14 protein-coding genes and 2 pseudogenes are annotated in these 15807 nt (G+C 52.8%); 5 read left to right on the top strand and 11 right to left on the bottom strand.

Translation table 11 applies throughout. From position 1 onward, the window contains the following. From RT340_RS15160 to RT340_RS15190, 7 genes and pseudogenes are all read right to left on the bottom strand, one after another. Positions 1-553 (bottom strand): transporter substrate-binding domain-containing protein (locus RT340_RS15160; RefSeq protein ID WP_313376859.1); only part of this gene is annotated, 553 nt, incomplete at its 3' end. A 19-nt stretch (positions 554-572) separates the two neighbouring features. Then, positions 573-1886, bottom strand: a complete 1314-nt coding sequence (locus tag RT340_RS15165) for an LLM class flavin-dependent oxidoreductase (RefSeq protein WP_313376861.1) — start codon at positions 1884-1886, stop codon at positions 573-575. Between the two features lie 81 nt (positions 1887-1967). Continuing rightward, positions 1968-3104 (bottom strand): amidohydrolase, encoded by a 1137-nt coding sequence (locus RT340_RS15170; protein WP_313376863.1) that lies wholly within the window; start codon positions 3102-3104, stop codon positions 1968-1970. Positions 3105-3117: 13 nt separating this feature from the next. Next, a complete protein-coding gene (locus RT340_RS15175; RefSeq protein WP_313376865.1) occupies positions 3118-4113 on the bottom strand; it encodes an MsnO8 family LLM class oxidoreductase in 996 nt (331 codons plus the stop codon). Between the two features lie 316 nt (positions 4114-4429). After that, a pseudogene (locus RT340_RS15180) lies at positions 4430-4732 on the bottom strand (carboxymuconolactone decarboxylase family protein); the annotation flags it as partial. A gap of 337 nt (positions 4733-5069) precedes the next feature. Further along, the gene (locus RT340_RS15185; protein WP_313376867.1) at positions 5070-5495 is read right to left on the bottom strand and encodes an XdhC family protein; all 426 of its coding nucleotides are present in this window, start codon (positions 5493-5495) and stop codon (positions 5070-5072) included. Between the two features lie 162 nt (positions 5496-5657). Continuing rightward, a pseudogene (locus tag RT340_RS15190) lies at positions 5658-5826 on the bottom strand (LysR family transcriptional regulator); the annotation flags it as partial. A 175-nt stretch (positions 5827-6001) separates the two neighbouring features. Here RT340_RS15190 and RT340_RS15195 point away from each other — a divergent pair. Together RT340_RS15195 and RT340_RS15200 are read left to right on the top strand one after the other, a co-directional pair. Then, entirely contained in the window at positions 6002-6298 is a 297-nt protein-coding gene (locus tag RT340_RS15195) for a hypothetical protein (RefSeq protein WP_211729591.1), read from the top strand. 590 nt (positions 6299-6888) lie between these two features. After that, positions 6889-8463 (top strand): sensor domain-containing diguanylate cyclase, encoded by a 1575-nt coding sequence (locus RT340_RS15200; RefSeq protein WP_313376871.1) that lies wholly within the window; start codon positions 6889-6891, stop codon positions 8461-8463. A gap of 12 nt (positions 8464-8475) precedes the next feature. On the opposite strand, the gene RT340_RS15205 is transcribed toward RT340_RS15200, so the two are convergent. After that, entirely contained in the window at positions 8476-10257 is a 1782-nt protein-coding gene (locus tag RT340_RS15205) for a GGDEF and EAL domain-containing protein (RefSeq protein WP_313376873.1), read from the bottom strand. A gap of 956 nt (positions 10258-11213) precedes the next feature. On the opposite strand from RT340_RS15205, the gene RT340_RS15210 reads away from it, so the two are divergent. Beyond that, on the top strand, positions 11214-11408 hold the full coding sequence (locus tag RT340_RS15210; protein WP_211729588.1) for a hypothetical protein: 195 nt from the start codon (positions 11214-11216) through the stop codon (positions 11406-11408). A gap of 33 nt (positions 11409-11441) precedes the next feature. Beyond that, the gene (locus RT340_RS15215) at positions 11442-11807 is read left to right on the top strand and encodes a hypothetical protein (protein WP_313376876.1); all 366 of its coding nucleotides are present in this window, start codon (positions 11442-11444) and stop codon (positions 11805-11807) included. 540 nt (positions 11808-12347) lie between these two features. Here the strand turns inward: RT340_RS15215 and RT340_RS15220 are convergent. The 3 genes from RT340_RS15220 to RT340_RS15230 all read right to left on the bottom strand — a co-directional run bounded on the left by RT340_RS15220 (position 12348) and on the right by RT340_RS15230 (position 13923). Continuing rightward, positions 12348-12722 (bottom strand): glutathione binding-like protein, encoded by a 375-nt coding sequence (locus RT340_RS15220; RefSeq protein ID WP_313376878.1) that lies wholly within the window; start codon positions 12720-12722, stop codon positions 12348-12350. A gap of 138 nt (positions 12723-12860) precedes the next feature. Then, complete coding sequence (locus tag RT340_RS15225) at positions 12861-13010, bottom strand: glutathione S-transferase N-terminal domain-containing protein (RefSeq protein ID WP_313376880.1); 150 nt, start codon at positions 13008-13010, stop codon at positions 12861-12863. Positions 13011-13359: 349 nt separating this feature from the next. Continuing rightward, positions 13360-13923: a TetR/AcrR family transcriptional regulator gene (locus RT340_RS15230; RefSeq protein ID WP_313376882.1), complete on the bottom strand. Its 564-nt coding sequence runs from the start codon at positions 13921-13923 to the stop codon at positions 13360-13362. A gap of 418 nt (positions 13924-14341) precedes the next feature. On the opposite strand from RT340_RS15230, the gene RT340_RS15235 reads away from it, so the two are divergent. After that, a partial coding sequence (locus RT340_RS15235) for a TIGR04028 family ABC transporter substrate-binding protein (protein ID WP_313376884.1) occupies positions 14342-15807 on the top strand: 1466 nt, incomplete at its 3' end.

Below are 15807 nucleotides of genomic sequence, written 5' to 3' on the forward strand. Positions count from 1 at the left end.
TCGCCTCCTGGTTGGTGCCGGAACCCACGATAATGCGCAGCCCGGCGATGTCTTCGGCTTTGTTCAGGGACTTAATCTGGCTGCTGGATTTCACGTAGAAACCCAGAGAATCTTTGCGATAGGTGGCGAAATCGAAGCGCTCTTTACGCTCTTTGGTCACGGTGACATTGGTAATCGCCGCGTCATATTTGCCGGAAGCCACGCCCAGCGGCCAGTCTTCCCACGAGGTCGGCACCACATTGAGTTTCAATCCCAGGCTGTCGGCCACCAGACGGGCGATATCCACTTCGCTGCCGAGCAGGGTTTTGTTGTCATCACTAAATACGGTTAATGGCGGGGAGTTCAGTGCGGCCACCGCCACGGTAAATGAGCCTGGCACGGCAAACTTATGTCCGGCCGGAATTTGCGCTACCGCAGCGGGATTTTCCGCAGTGTTCACTGGTGTTTTATTGGCTTCGATGCTGATCTGCTGACCGTTCACCGCCACGTCTTCAGCCAAAGCCGCACTGCTTAGACTCAGCAACATCAGCGCAATAAGGGATTTTTTCTGCATAGCGTGTTTTCTCTTTAATTTATTGTTGTGTGAACTGATTAACCGGGTCTTTCAGACCGAAGCTGGCACGCAGCGTGGTGCCAGGATATTCGCTGCGGGTCAGGCCGCGCGCTTGCAGGAGGGGGATGACGCGATCGACAAAGCGTTCGAAAGTATCCGGCGTGCCGCCCTGAATAATGAAGCCATCGGTGGCCTCGGTTTCAAACCACAGCTGTAATCCATCCGCCACCTCTTCTGGCGTGCCAAAAAACAGCGGACGCGGCGTGGCCGCTTCCAGTGCGGCCTGACGCAGTGTGTGACCGTGCTCTTGCGCCTTACGTTTGATTTCATCGGTGGTGCTGCGGAAGCTGTTCTGGCCGATATCGCCAATGTCCGGGAAAGGCTCATCAAGCGGGTATTGCGAGAAGTCGTGGTGATCGAAGAAGCGACCGAGGTAGTTCAATGCATCTTTGATAGACACCAGTGCGGCGGTGGTTTGGTACTGGCGCTCAACGTCTTCAGCATCGTCGCCAACAATGACGCCAACGCCCTGGAAGATATGCAGATCCTGCGGCTCACGTCCGTTTGCCACCAGCTGCTTTTTCACATCTCTATAGAAAGCCTGTGCCTCTTCGCGCGTCGGCTGGTGGGTGAAAATGGCATCGGCGTGGCGCGCTGCAAGTTTCTTCCCATCCTCTGACGCACCGGCCTGAAACACGATCGGGCGTCCCTGCGGCGTGCGTTCGATGTTCAGTGGCCCCTGCACCTGGAAGAAATCACCGTGGTGATTAAGGGTATGAAGTTTGGCGGCATCGAAGAACTGACCGCTCTCTTTGTTCCGCACAAAAGCATCGCTTTCCCACGAATCCCACAGCCCTTTCACCACCTGCAAATACTCATCGGCGATGCGATAGCGCAGCGCGTGCTCCGGGTGCTGCTGGCGCGAAAAGTTTTTCGCCGATCCTTCCAAAGGCGAGGTCACCACGTTCCAGCCTGCACGCCCGCCGCTAAGGTGATCGAGGCTGGCAAACTGACGCGCGACGGTGAAAGGTTCGCTGTAAGAGGTGGAGACCGTGCCGACCAATCCTAAATGCTCAGTCACCCCCGCCAGCGCCGACAGCAGCGTCAGCGGTTCGAAGCGATTGAGAAAATGGGGAATGGATTTTTCATTGATAAACAAACCATCGGCGACAAACAGAAAATCCAGCTTGCCAGCTTCCGCCTTGCGCGCGATGTGTTTTGCATAGTCAAAATTGATGCTGGCATTAGCCTGCGCCGTCGGATGACGCCAGGCGGACATATTGCCGGATGCGCCATGCAGAATGGTGCCGAGTCGCAGTTGTCTTGCAATCATAGTGTTCTCTCTTTTCCATGGCATAGCCTGACGGCGACGGTTTCGTCGCCATACAAAGCGGAGGATATTGGGTTAAATGGGCTAACTCAGAATTGCGTCACGACATCGTGCATTGAGATGCTGCAAGGCCTGCTGCGCCAGTTGGGTGAAATAGTGCGCGGCAGGCGCGATCAGTGCTTCATCGGGGTTGAAACCGCCGTGATGCAGACCAAATTCACTGGCGCTGCCAATGCTGACAAACGCGCCGGGGATCTGCTGTAAGTAATACGCAAAATCTTCGCCGCCGAGGTGCAGTTCTGCGGTTTGCACCCGATACCCCACCTGCTGAGCAATTTCACTGGCAAACTGCGCCCAGCGTGCATCGTTTTCTAGCACCGGCGGGCCCGGATGCCAGCTGAAGGTCGCCGTAGCACCGTTTGCCGCCGCAATGTGCTCAACAATCTGACGCGCGCGCTGTTCCAGTTGCGCCCGCATCTGCTTGTCATGGGTGCGCACCGTGCCGCCAAACTCAGCTTCTCTCGGTAGAGTGTTGCCAGATTGACCGGCATCGATGCGCGTCACGCTCAACACCAGGCTATCCAGGGTGTTAAAACTGCGGCTGGTGAGTGATTGCAGTGCCTGAATGATCTGGCTGGACACGAGAATGGCATCCACGCCCTGTTCAGGACTGGCGACGCGCACTACAAACTTGTCGGCATTGGCGTAAAACGCCCCGCCGCGCGTGGCGAAAGCTCCCGTCGGTAAGCCTGGTTCGTTGTGCATACCGAAGATTGCCTGCACATCTTGCAGCACGCCGGCTTGAATAAACTTGCGCGCACCGGTGGCATTTTCTTCGGCTGGCTGGAACAGAATACGGATGCGCCCCGGCAGTTGATCTTCCAGCGCATGCAGTTGCAGCGCCGCGCCCAGCATCACCGCGCTGTGCACATCATGGCCGCAGGCGTGCATCACACCCGCATTACGCGAGCGGTAGGCGAGGCCAGTGGCTTCATGAATCGGCAGGGCATCAATATCAGCTCGCAACGCGATCAGCGTTTCACCCTGACCCACTTCCACCACCAGACCGGTTTCCAGTGGATAATCGAGCAACTGCAAGCCAGCGTCCTGTAGCCAGCGGCGCAAACGCGCCGTGGTTTCCACCTCATATCCAGACAGCTCAGGCCAGCTGTGCAGCTCGCGTCGCCAGTCAATCAGTTGCTGTTCGCTTGTGTGAGTCATGGTTATCTCCGAATTACGCCGCAACCAGTCGATGCGTTGCCAGCAGTTCGAGAGATTTCACTCGCGCCTGCTCCTCAGCAATCGGGGTATCAATCACGAACTCCTCAATGCCGAAATTCTGATGCAAGGCGTCCAGTTTGGCGTGCACCTGCGCAGCGGTGCCTTTCAGCAACGATGGCGTGCGCGGCTCAATGACATAATCGGTATAACCGCCCTGACGCACGTAGCGTTCGGCTTGCTCAACGCTGCCCACGTTGACACTCGGGCCATCTTTCACACTGACGTGATAGACGCGCAAATTATTCACCAGCAAATCAGCTTCAGCCGGTGAATCGGCGACCACCACTTGCACGGCCACCAGCGCCTGCTTGCCGTTGCTGTATTGGCGATAGCTGTTCAAAACCTGCTCCATCAACAGCGGATCGCCGTTGTGATGTGCAGCAAATACCAGCTGCCAGCCCAGTTCTGCTGCCAGCCTGGCACTTTGCTCGCTGGCACCCAGCAGGAATCGGTTTGCCGGACGTGGCGGCTGCGGCGTGGCGCGCAGGATCTCTTCATCACCCACCGGCGGAACATCCAGCCAGCTATCCAGCAGTGAAAGCTGTTCAGCAAAGCTGCCCTTTTCTTCCTGATGGATGCCCTGCTGTAAAGCGCGGGTGGAGAGCGGTAAACCGCCTGGCGCTTTACCCACACCGAGATCGATACGGCCTGGCGCGAGCGAGGCTAACAGATTGAAATTTTCGGCAACTTTGTAAGGACTGTAGTGTTGCAACATCACGCCACCAGAGCCGACGCGAATATGCTGCGTCTGGCCAATGATCCAGGCGATCAGCAATTCAGGAGAGGGGCTCGCCAGACGGTCAGTGTTGTGATGCTCTGCCAGCCAGAAGCGGTGATAGCCCCAGGCCTCAGCCTGCTGCGCCAGCTGTAATGTGCGATGCAGGGCATGCGAAGCGCTCTCTCCATCGGCAATCGGCGATTTATCTAACAAGCTCAGTCGATATGACATACGCCAAATCCTTTTCCTCAATGATGATGGCGAGCAGTGTGTGATGGCGGCGGGTAATGGGTAAAACATATTATTGTCGTATGCATTTTTAATTAATGCATATCAGGGTGGTGCGGAATATTCATAAATAAATAGATAATGTAAAACAGAGGGTTGTGCATCATTCAGCGTTGCGAATGACGGGTGGTTGAGCGTAATAAACTAATCGGGAAAGGTTTGCACGATTGGATATAAGTCTGACGGAATACACTCTTCGTTCTTATATTGAACAGCAAAACGCACCGGAATAAATACCGGTGCGTTTATAAGGGATTTATTATTTTATCTGTGCCAACACCACTTCAATTCGCTGAGCGACCGCTTCTTCTCCCTGCGCGTTAAACACCGCCTGCAGTTCGGCAAGTTGTGATTTGTCGAAGCCGACATTCATGCTGATGCGCAGATGTGATAGCAATTGCGACTCGACACCGCTCATTCCGGTTAATGCGCCCACAGTAGCTAACTCACGACTTTTCCAGTCGAGGTTGTCGCGCGCGAAAATGTCGCCAAACAAATGCGCTTTGAGGAACTGATCGATCGCCGGGGCGAATTCAAACAATGACCCTTTCACCGGACTTCCAAACAGTGTTCATGGATGTGTTCTCCTTTACATAAACGGCTGAGACAGATAACGCCAAGCTGAGTGCAGCAGCAATACTCATTATGCGGGCTCCCTGCTTCAGTTGGGGTGATGACCACCGGGGTAGTGGCGGCCACATTCATTGCGGTTAAAAGTGTAAGACCACGGAGATTGATTGATAAGTTGGCCAAATCAGGATGGGTTTATGAAAAAAATTCACCAATGATCAGAGGAAAGGCCTCCACTTATACGCCTCCTTTTTCATCCTCAATTAATCGCTGTGCGAGCAGACTGAGCATCGCGGGCGTATCAACATCCTTAAGACAGCCCAGATCGGTTAATTTGACTGGCAACACGGGATGGCGGCTATTGAGAGCGCGATTTCAGCAGGGGTTTTGCTGCCAATATTGATCCCCACTGGGGCATGGATTCTGCTGATCTGCCGGGGCTCCAATTCACCAATCCGTTCCAGACGCTCTTTACGGCGCTGACTATTATTCATCGAACCCATCGCACCAATGTAAAAAGCCGGCAGATTGACCGCCTCCATCATCGTGAGATCGTCAATAGGCGGATCGTGGGTCAGTGAAAGGATCGCCGTAGCGGTATAGCAACCCTCTCGTTCTATGCAGGCCGCCGGGAATTGCCTGATCAGTGTGATGCCATTATCAAGATCGCCCGCCATGTTAAGCAGCACTTCTTCACGGTGTTCACACACCAGCGTTTCAAAACCCAGTGCCAGCGCGAAATTCGCGCAAAACAACGCAAATTCGAGAGGCCAGCAATAATTACTCTGAGCGGAGCCGAGAGGGCGAGCACCACTTCCGCCCCCTTGATCTGAGCAAAGGTGTGACTAGCATAATCGCCGGGTTTAACCGCATGGCAGGCGTTAGGTATGACCAGTCTCTTCTCAAACTTCTTTTTAATCTTTGATGAATTCCCAGCTATACACCCCCCCATGTCGGCAAGCGCATGTTGATACAGTTATGATGCTGCAACTCGTAGGGTGTTTCAGGAATGCCATGATTTTTGAAATATTCGGGGGTGGCAACCACCCGCATTCTCCAGTATGGACCGATGCGGACCGCCACCACAATAAACCTAAGGCGGTGAATACCATAACGGCTTATTTGGGCATTAGGCTGCTGAAACATAGATCCTCCTGACAGCATTGGACGAAAAGTGGTCATTTGCCAAATTTTTTAATAAAAAAATCGGTATGCTTTGTTTGTCTAGGCTGATGAAAACTTTCACAACAGGATGAATGAGATGAAACAAGTCAGGATTTATACTCTTAAAGACCAACAGTCAGCAGACATTTATTTTCACAGACATTGGCCTCGTCACATGGCTTCCCTTCCCGCTTATGATATCTATGTCAATGATGTCTTTCTGGGGAATAAATGTCAGGTCATAGCAACAGTGACCTATCAGGAAGGAGCCGATGTAGAGGCTATAAATCAGAAGTATATGACCAGCAAGGATTTCAAGTCAGATATGGACGGTTTTGACATGTCCACCATCCTCCATGTGGATGAAATCAGCATTAAAGAAACGCTTTTCTAATACTGCGACTTTAACGGCCTGGATGGATTTACCGCCTGAGCCATTAAAGTACTGACACAATCAGTGACGGGTCATTCAAGTGGAATGCGGGGTAATAGCCTTTGATCACTCCGCATTTAATACACGGTAGACGTGAATGCTAAATCCTTTCATTGTTGAATCTTTAATGGGCTACAGTCATATTATTTGCTTATGGTCGCCACAAAAAATATGAATGTGCAATCAAACCTGGTACCATTACATCACTCAATAAAAGTTACGCAATTAACTACCTGAATATGTGAATGCAGGCGTCTGGCTGGGTTAAGTAAGGCTGGACGCATGCTCCTCCGAGCCTGTAGAAAACAGCTGTAACTAAGCACTGAAGTTAACGCATGGAAAGATATGGCGCGGACGTTGCTTGATGCCACCCTTTGCGTAAACCAGTTCAGATGCCCCAGCCCCGATTCACCCTTTATCCCCCTGCGGCCATTGTTACGGAAGCCCGGTGATGCTGCCAGGCGTCTTTTGAACGTTAAACGGGCTTTTACTCAAATTGCTCCAGGCACCTTCGCTACGCTCTTATGACACTTTAAGTGGGCCCCGATGTCATGCTGTTAAAAAAAATTCGCCTCCGCACACTGCTCATCTTACATTCCGTGGGCGGGGTTATCCTTGCCGCTTTCCTGCTGCTCGGCTCACTGCTGATTTTTCAGAAGGCCAATATTGAGGACAGCCTGCTTGAAAGCAACATTGCTTACGCGCGCAAGCTTGCCGAAACTATCGATGGTTTTATGGGTACGGCGCAACGTGAACTGGCCTGGAGCGCTTCGCAGATCAAGGGCCTGACCGATCTGAACCGGCTCCGGTCAGAAACTGATCGGCTCCGGCTACACCCCGGTTTCTTCAACTCAGTATTTGTGGTTAACCGCGAGGGCGTAATTGAGGCCACCTCACCGGAGAGTCTGAGCTTCGTAGGTGTTAAGCTGCATTCTGATGCAAGCCGCCAGGCCATTGCCACACAGAAATCGTTTATCACTGCGCCCTTTACTTCTGCAGCCGGTAACTATGTTGTATTTCTCTCGCAGCCTCTGTTTACGGCGGACGGGCGTTATCTGGGCTTCATTGGTGGCACCATTTACCTCAAAAAGCAGAGCATGCTCAGTGATATCATGAGTCAGCATTTTAACTCCCGCAACGCCAGTGTTAGCGTCGTCAGCAATGACGGCCTTATCATCTTCAGCCAGGATCCGGCCCGCGTAGGAACAAAAATGCGGCTCAATCCCTCGCTTAAAAAGCAGCTTTCCTCAACAGACAGCGGCCGGTTCAGCACGAAATCGGAAGGACAGGCTTTCACTATTGGATACGCCAGCCTGCACAAAACGGACTGGAACATTTTTATTGCGGGGGCCTCTGAAACGGTTCGGCATATTCTGGTCAGCACCGCTAAAAACGCGCTCTGGTTCCTGTTGGCCATCATTGTCCTGACGGTCGCCGTTGTGACACTGCTGGCCGGACGTATTGCCGCTCCCCTGGAGAAGCTGGCCGGGATGGTACAGAGGGATGGCATTGATGCTTCGCTGGCGTCAGTTGAGGCCTGGTATTATGAAGCCGACCGCCTTAAGCAGGCGGTTGAGGAGCATCGCCAGGTTGTCGCCGACCGCATGTCAACGCTCAGCGACGAGGCCATGACCGATCCACTGACGGGGCTCTGCAACCGTCGGGGCTTTACCCTGTTGGCAGAAAGGTGCGCTAATGACGCCGGCCAGTGCGTGATTGCGATTGATATCGACCACTTTAAAAAGATTAATGACAGTTACGGACACGATGCGGGCGATTCGGTACTGGTGAGGCTGGCCGGGCTATTACAACAGGCCTGCCGTAACGGGGACGTGGTCAGCCGTTTCGGCGGCGAGGAATTTATTCTTCTGTTGCCGCAGACACATCTGGAAGATGCTGCCCGGATGGCGGAGCGTATCCGGGCACTCGTCATCAACACGACCTTCAGGCACGCTGGCGCCATAACCGTTTCGGCCGGGGTTGCTGCGTTGGCAGATTGCGGTGGAAAGCGTGACCGGATGCTGCGTCGGGCCGATGAAGCCCTTTATGAGGCAAAGGGAGCAGGTCGCAATACGGTGATTATCGCCGGGACAGAAAGTTTCAGACGCTACGACCCGACCGCCTGATTTCGGGCTCGATTAGCACTGACTACGTAGTTTCCAGGAAAGCCATTCATCAAGCTCCGCTTCTGGCAAGGGCCGGGAATAGAAAAAGCCCTGCGCCTGGTCGCAGCCATACTCTGTCAGGGCCTGAGCGGTGGCCGCATCTTCGATACCTTCGGCCAGTACGGTATAGTCCAGATCTTTCAGCATAGAAATAATGCTGCGTGCGATGATACGCGAAGCCGTATCGGAAGAAATTTCGTTGATGAGCGTACGGTCAAGCTTGATGACGTCGAGCGGCATGCGCTTCAGGTAACTGACGTTACTGTAGCCGGCACCAAAATCGTCAAGAGAGATGCCGAATCCTCGCAATCTGAGCATCTCCAGCCCACGCATGGCCGCCGGATTTTCGATAATACTCTCGGTTTCCAGACACTCAATGCCCAGCAGCGAGGTGGGCAGTTTCGCCCTGCTCATCTTCATCTCCAGCGCGTTGGCAAAGTCCCCGGAAGCAAAGTCCCGACTACTGACGTTCACGGTAACGGGCAGCTGAATACCACTGTTACGTAACCGTGTAAGGCGATCAATGGCACGATCCGTGACCCATGCCGTCAGTTCACTCAGCAGTTCGGTCTTCTCTGCTAATGGCACAAACAGTGCCGGGGAGAGCTCACCGTGTAACGGATGCCGCCAGCGCACCAGCGCCTCAAGCCCCACCGGCAGGCCACTGTGCAGGCAGATTTTTGGCTGATAGGCCAGCCAAAGCCCTGTATTCTGCCGAAGCGCGGAGGCAAGGTTGTTCATCAGGGTGAAGTCCTGGGTGTGCCGGGCATCGGATGCCTGACTGAAGCGCATTGAGGGCACCCCGCCTGCAATCGCCTCGTGAAGCGCGCTCACCGCACGGCGCAGTGATTCCTGTGCCGGAAGCTCGCCTGGGTTAAACGTCACTTCGCCGGTGTGGGTACTGAGCGCGACGGCAATACCGTCACCCAGATCGGCGCTAATCCCCTCCAGACGCTGTGCCACCCAATCTGCGCTGAGCGGGCTATCGTCACGTGTCAGAACAGCAAATCGTCCGGTGGCTACGGTATAGAACAGCTCGCCGGGCGCCGGTCTCAGACGCAGCGGCAGCAGTGTGGCCATGTCCCTGAGCAAATTCTCTACCGGCCCCATGCCCATTGAACGGGCAAGCTCGTAGGCGCGCGGCATATTAATGCAGTCAATCAGCACCAATCGGCGGGGTGTCTGATCACCGGATACGGCCAGATACTGCAGGTCGCGAATGAGCCGCTGACGGTTAGGAAGGCCGGTGACGGGATCGGCAAAACCGGCAGAATGCCACGCTTCCAGGAACGACATGACCAGCGCGGCCAGCAGCTTCAGGGTGGTGACCTGCTCTGCGCTAAACGAATGCGGGGCAGTGTCAGTGACGCAGAGCGTGTCGAGCACGATCCCCTCTTTATTCTTCAGGGGCGCGCCGGCATAAAATCGTATGTGAGGGGCGCCAATAATGAGGGGATGCGTTTTAAAGCGGGCGTCCAGTAAGGTGTCAGGCACCACCACCGTGCTGTCGCTGTCCACCGCGTGTCGGCAGAGGGCATCCTCGCGAGAGGACTGCGTGAGCGTGAAGTTATGGGCGGCCTGCACGTGCTGGTGCTCGTCGTCGAGCACGGATATAAAACTGCCGGGGATGCCGAGCGCCTGACTCGCCAGCCGCACAAACTTGCGCAGCACGTCGTCGCGGTACTCATCGGGACTGCGTAGCGCCTTCAGCGCCCGCGCACGGCGATCTTCGTCACCGTTAAGATTCATCAGCATAGTCTCCTCCGCCCCGACCTGGGTCCGGTGCGAAATAAAATAATAAAATGTACGGTAACGAACCCTATGAAAAGCAATTTCTGGGAAGGGAGAATTAACTGACAACGTTCTTCTTGCGCTGACTATAGGCGCAATTTGTCCAGATGTCAGTTTTATTTTCTTTAGCGAATATTTTTGTGCATAACGATTTTTTTATTTCATCGTGCAGCATGAGTTTTTTCCCTCACATCTGCCATACTGAATTTAGTTAAATGACGCGCAGACTTCAATAAAGCGTGCAAAACAATAATCGATAATGATTCTTATTTTATCAAATAACGACACCTGGGAAACCTAATACCGTGAGTGACTTATCTTACCCTCCCTTGCTTTGTGATCCGGAACAGGATCCAATGACTGAATCACTATGGCTCATCGACGGCCAGTGCTCCTCTCTCGCCCGGCAGCGAAACGGGTGGGTCGCTGATGACACTTGTGCCAAACCACGAGCAAGCCATAAGACTTATCCTCAACAGAAGCTGAATCGGCTCGTGCGAAAGAGATTAAAAATGGTCTACTCGAAAATTTGACTGCCGTTCTGACTGGGCGAATCATCTGGAAGAAAGTATGAGATAAATATATTGTAAGGATATTGTCAATATTACGCGCCATTTCGAGCATTGCGAAAAAATTTGTTTCTTTGACAGGCGCAACAATGCCACAAGTATGACGTTTTCAATTTTCAGGCCTGTCAACCTTTCATTAAATTATCAGGGACACGCACATGGCTATTTTAGTGATACGTAAGCCGGCATGATGGTTGTCTTTTTTTCTGATGCAGACCCCACGTTATATTTTCATGTTCACGGTAAGATCTTTTGCCTCATGGCCAAGGGAGTATCCCATCACTCACGCGGCGATGAGGCGATGAAATCAATCTTGTGCGGTTTACCCTAATGAGGGGGGTGATAAATATTATGCAGACCACTCAACATGGATGGACTCCAGCAGAGATAAAAAAAGAGATCATCCGTGAGATGATTGTGGAAACCAGAGAACAGTTGCCCGATTGGCCCGATTTCATGAATCCCGAGCATCTGGCCAGGCTTCCGGCGCGCCTGACGCTGTTATACAAGAAACAGCCGGAACTGATTCTGATGGCAGAGCGTTAAGCGGCAGAACTCCGATCCTATGGATGTCACCTGGTGATTATTGCCGCTGGCCAGGAAATGAGGCAGGCGCAGCTGGACAGTACAAATATTCTGCTGGGTGATTGTCTGATAGGTAAAGCAGCGGAGGCAACGCTTGAGATGTGGTTAAGCAAGGATGCATTGTGGAAAGCCTTTCTCACCCCGCGTGATATGGCCTGCGCGGGGGCTCGCCTGAGCGACGCACGTGTCGAGCCTTGTCCCGAAACGCGCAGTGCGATTATCCGGCAGCTCTTTTCATGGCTGACGCAGCGGGCATATTTGACATCGCTGTTCAATTACCGCTATCAGCTAAGCTCGGTCAGCCAAGTGAACAATATCCGCATGACTGCTTATGGCTGCTTTGACTTCAGCGAGGCATAGGTTTCGCCCGATATTGACCGCCGCTGATTCAGATGAAACGTCATAAAACCCTTTATGTTAAGTTCCCATGCCCTTCGTGAAAACGGTTAGAAAGCCCCATAGCGTCATCAGCAAGCTAAGGCCGCAAAATCACGCCCTGGTGTCACTCGCGCCGTAAAGCCCGATAGCCGGGGTTAAAAGGGATGACAAACATTTTCCATTACTGCAAGCAGACTTTGGCTAATCACATTGGGTATGCACCGGAAGATTATCCCCGTCTGAGACCGGACTGCCGGAGGTACGACGCCTTTTATCATGGGGGGGCATAGAGAATGTCAACTGGCGCGTCATTCTGAGGCCTATGCAAACTGCACGTCCGCCTGAAGCATTTTGCATGGAAATTTTCAGGAAACACCCTGTTCGTTGTGCGCTAACAGCGAACAGAATTGGTGCACAGTAACGTGATCTAAGGGTGGTTTAATGACCATAGTATTTTGGTCTGTCCTGTCTCAGCTACTGCACACCATGAGTGTGGCTAAACGGATTTCCCCGGTAGAATAATTACACCTTTCTCCGTAAGCGCTCCTCTTCGACCAACGCTTTCCACTGCTGGAAGGACGGCCTCGCCTGCATGCGCTCATACCATTCGTGTAACGCGGCGAACTCTGAAGGTACCTGAAGGTTCACTAACGCAGAGAAGATCATCCCTCCGATTACCGCTATATCTGCCATTGAGAAGCGCTCGCCGGCCACATAGTGCTGTGTTTGCAGAACACGGTCAAAATACTGCATTCCCCGAACCGCCTTTTCACGCATGCGGTTGCCCCACTCTGGGTTCTGATAGAGCTCAACCTCAGGGCCTAAACCCGGAGTAGCGTGATGGAAATACACGCTAACAGCATCAAGGAACTCAATTTCAGCGCGCTTAGTCATCATATGAATAACACCTTGTTCCGATGGAGTGGTGCCCGTCAAAGAACGTGGTGCACTCAAAGCGTCCAGATAATGCGTGATGGCCGTACACTCTGCTATAAGCGTACCGTCATCCAGCTCAAGAACGGGAAGCGTTCCTGATTAGTTAAGTGCAAGAAATTCGCTTTTCTTGTGTTCTCCTGTCCATAAGTTAACAGGGACAAACTCTGTATCAGAAAGCAGTCCTTTCTCAGCAAGTGCAATGCGAACGCGTGCAGGATAAGGGCCGTCATACCAGTCATAGATTTTCATCAGCAGATAATTCCTTCGTACTAACTAACGGTAGTTAGTTATGTGGCTAAGATTGAGGCAGAATGAGAGACCTGTCAATACCTACCTTACGATTGTTAGTTTTTTATTTACTTTCGATGTGACAATTTTAAAAACGATTTTTAATTCAATTGGCTAGGTTATTTTATTGAGATGCAGTGACAACCCGCGCATAGGGCGGGTGACGTGCTCTATGTTCCTCGACTGCCCTCGACGGTCGCGTTTTCCAGTCGTTTTACGTCAGAACGTTGGGCGCCTGGGTGGATTGTTGAAGGAGATTCAGGCATCGCCTGCTGATACCGGCAACCGCCCGCATCTGGCCGCCTGATTTTTACTTCGGTAACATGCCCGCAAGTCGATAGCCCTCAACGAGCTCATCAAAAAGCTGGAGATTGTTTCGGCTCCTGGCCATCAACTGCGCGCCGGCAACGGCAGAAAAAATGGAGCCAGCTCGGACTCTGCTCTCTCCTGAGGCTGCAATACCAGCCTCAAGTAACTGATCTGCCAGCCAGTCGATGTTAATATCAGCAAATTGTTGCACCTCATCCCTGACCGATTGTGGCAGATCATCGTACTCAGCCGACATAAAGCTTCCCATACAGAGCCGATTGCCGCTCTCGAGGGAGCGGCGAAATATCTGAGGATAGCGGCGTAAACTTTTCAGCGCATCGCCTTCACTTTCCCTCAGCACTTTCAGGTCATGCGCCGTATCCTCCCAGTAACGCCGGGCTACAGCCGCACCCAGATCGGCCTTGCTGGAGAAGTGGTAATAAATGCTAGCAGCCTTGATGCCCACCTCATCAGCTAATCCGCGTATATTCAGGCCGGTGTAGCCATGCGCCTGTGCCGCCAGACGGGCGGCGCTTAGAATTTCGTCACGGGATGTTTTGCTCATAATTTTTCTTCTCCGGTCGCTCAGGTATCAATTCTAACATTTGCTAGGTAGGTATTGACAGCTTGACGTCACAGGACCAGATTTTACTTACCCATTACTGGTTAGCTTGGCGCATTAAGGTTTTATCATGCGCAAAGTCATTCATATTCAAGCGCTATCGACTTTGCCAGCATGATACCCAACCGCGACACATGCTTTTATTAAACTGCCCTCAAGATGTGAGCCATAAATATAAAACTTCCGGATGATAGAGAGTTAACGCCACTTTTAATCGGCGAAGAATCTTAATTATTTCCCACAAGTCCATTCATTTTATTTTTTTCGCAAAAGCTTAGTGCAATTCCTTGGTTCTCCTCGCGGGTGCGGCATTTGATGATGAAATCCGCCCGCCGGGCTATTGAATCATAAGGAATTCACCATGAGTAAGCATTTTCACTTGCAGGCATTAAGCTTAGCCCTGCTGACAGGGATATTTAGCGCACACGCGGCGGACACTCCGGTCAAGGGAGGTACGCTGGTGTATCTTGAACAGCAGCCACATACCAACCTCTACCCGCCTGCCGGTGGTTTCTACCCCAACGGCGGTATCCTCAACCAGATCACCGATAAGCTGACGTGGCAGAATCCAAAGACGCTGCAGGTTGAACCCTGGGTTGCGGAAAGCTGGAGCAGCAACACCGATAAAACCGAATATACCTTTAAAATTCGTCCGGGCGTCACCTTCTCCGATGGCACGCCGCTGGATGCCAACGCGGTGGCCAAAAACTTTGATACCTACGGCCTCGGCAATAAAGCCCTGCGCTTGCCAGTTTCAGAAGTGATCAATAACTACGACCACAGTGAAGTCATCGATCCGCTGACGGTGAAGTTCTATTTCAAGAAACCCTCTCCGGGATTTTTACAGGGCACCGCGACCATCGGATCTGGCTTAGTTTCTCTAAGCACTTTGCAACGAAGCTTCGATCAACTGGGTGACGCACGCCATATTATTGGCTCCGGTCCGTTTGTGGTCAGTGATGAAAAACTCGGGCGTGAAGTCGATCTCACCGCGCGTAAAGATTATCAGTGGGGGCCGAAAAATATCGCCCAGCAAGGCCCGGCCAATCTCGATGGCATCAAAATTATCGTCACGCCGGAAGATAGCGTGCGCATCGGCGCATTGTTGGCGGGCCAGGCAGACTTTATCCGCCAGGTGCAAGCCTATGACGAAAAACAGGCGCAGCAGCAAAACTTCCCGATTTATGCCGCACCCACACGCGGTGTAAACGACAGCATCAGCTTCCGTCCTGACAATGCGCTGGTCAGTGATCTGAAGGTGCGCCGGGCGCTGTTGCACGCTACCAACGCGCAGCAAGTGGTGCAGACACTGTTCTCGCCTAACTATCCGCAGGCCACGTCGGTTATTGCCCATTCTGCAGCCGGTTACGTCAACCTCGCTGACAAGCTGAAGTACGATCCCGCCCTGGCAAAACAGCTGCTTGATGAAGCAGGCTGGAAGGTCGGTAGCGATGGGATTCGTGAGAAAGAAGGTAAAAAGCTCGCCCTCGCCATCTACGAATCCCTGCCACAGCCGCAGAACAAAGAAGTGTTGCAACTGGTGGCACAGCAGTGGCGTCAGGTGGGCGTCGCCTTAGCGGTGAAAGCGGGCGATGCGGGCAGCGCCACGCTGGATAATCTCGATCCGCTGAAAACGCCGCTCAACGTCACGGAAGTCGGCCGTGCCGATCCGGATGTGATCAAAAGCAGTTTCTACCCCACCAACCGTAACGCGCTGCTGCAAAAAGGCGGCTCCAGCGACAAGGTGCAAAACTTCCGCGACGACAAGCTGAATGCACTGCTGGTGGATATCTCAGCGGAAGTGGATCCGGCTAAACGTCTGGCTCT

Origin of the sequence: Pantoea sp. CTOTU50773 (assembly GCF_032082325.1) — a bacterium.
Lineage (GTDB): Bacteria > Pseudomonadota > Gammaproteobacteria > Enterobacterales > Enterobacteriaceae > Pantoea > Pantoea communis.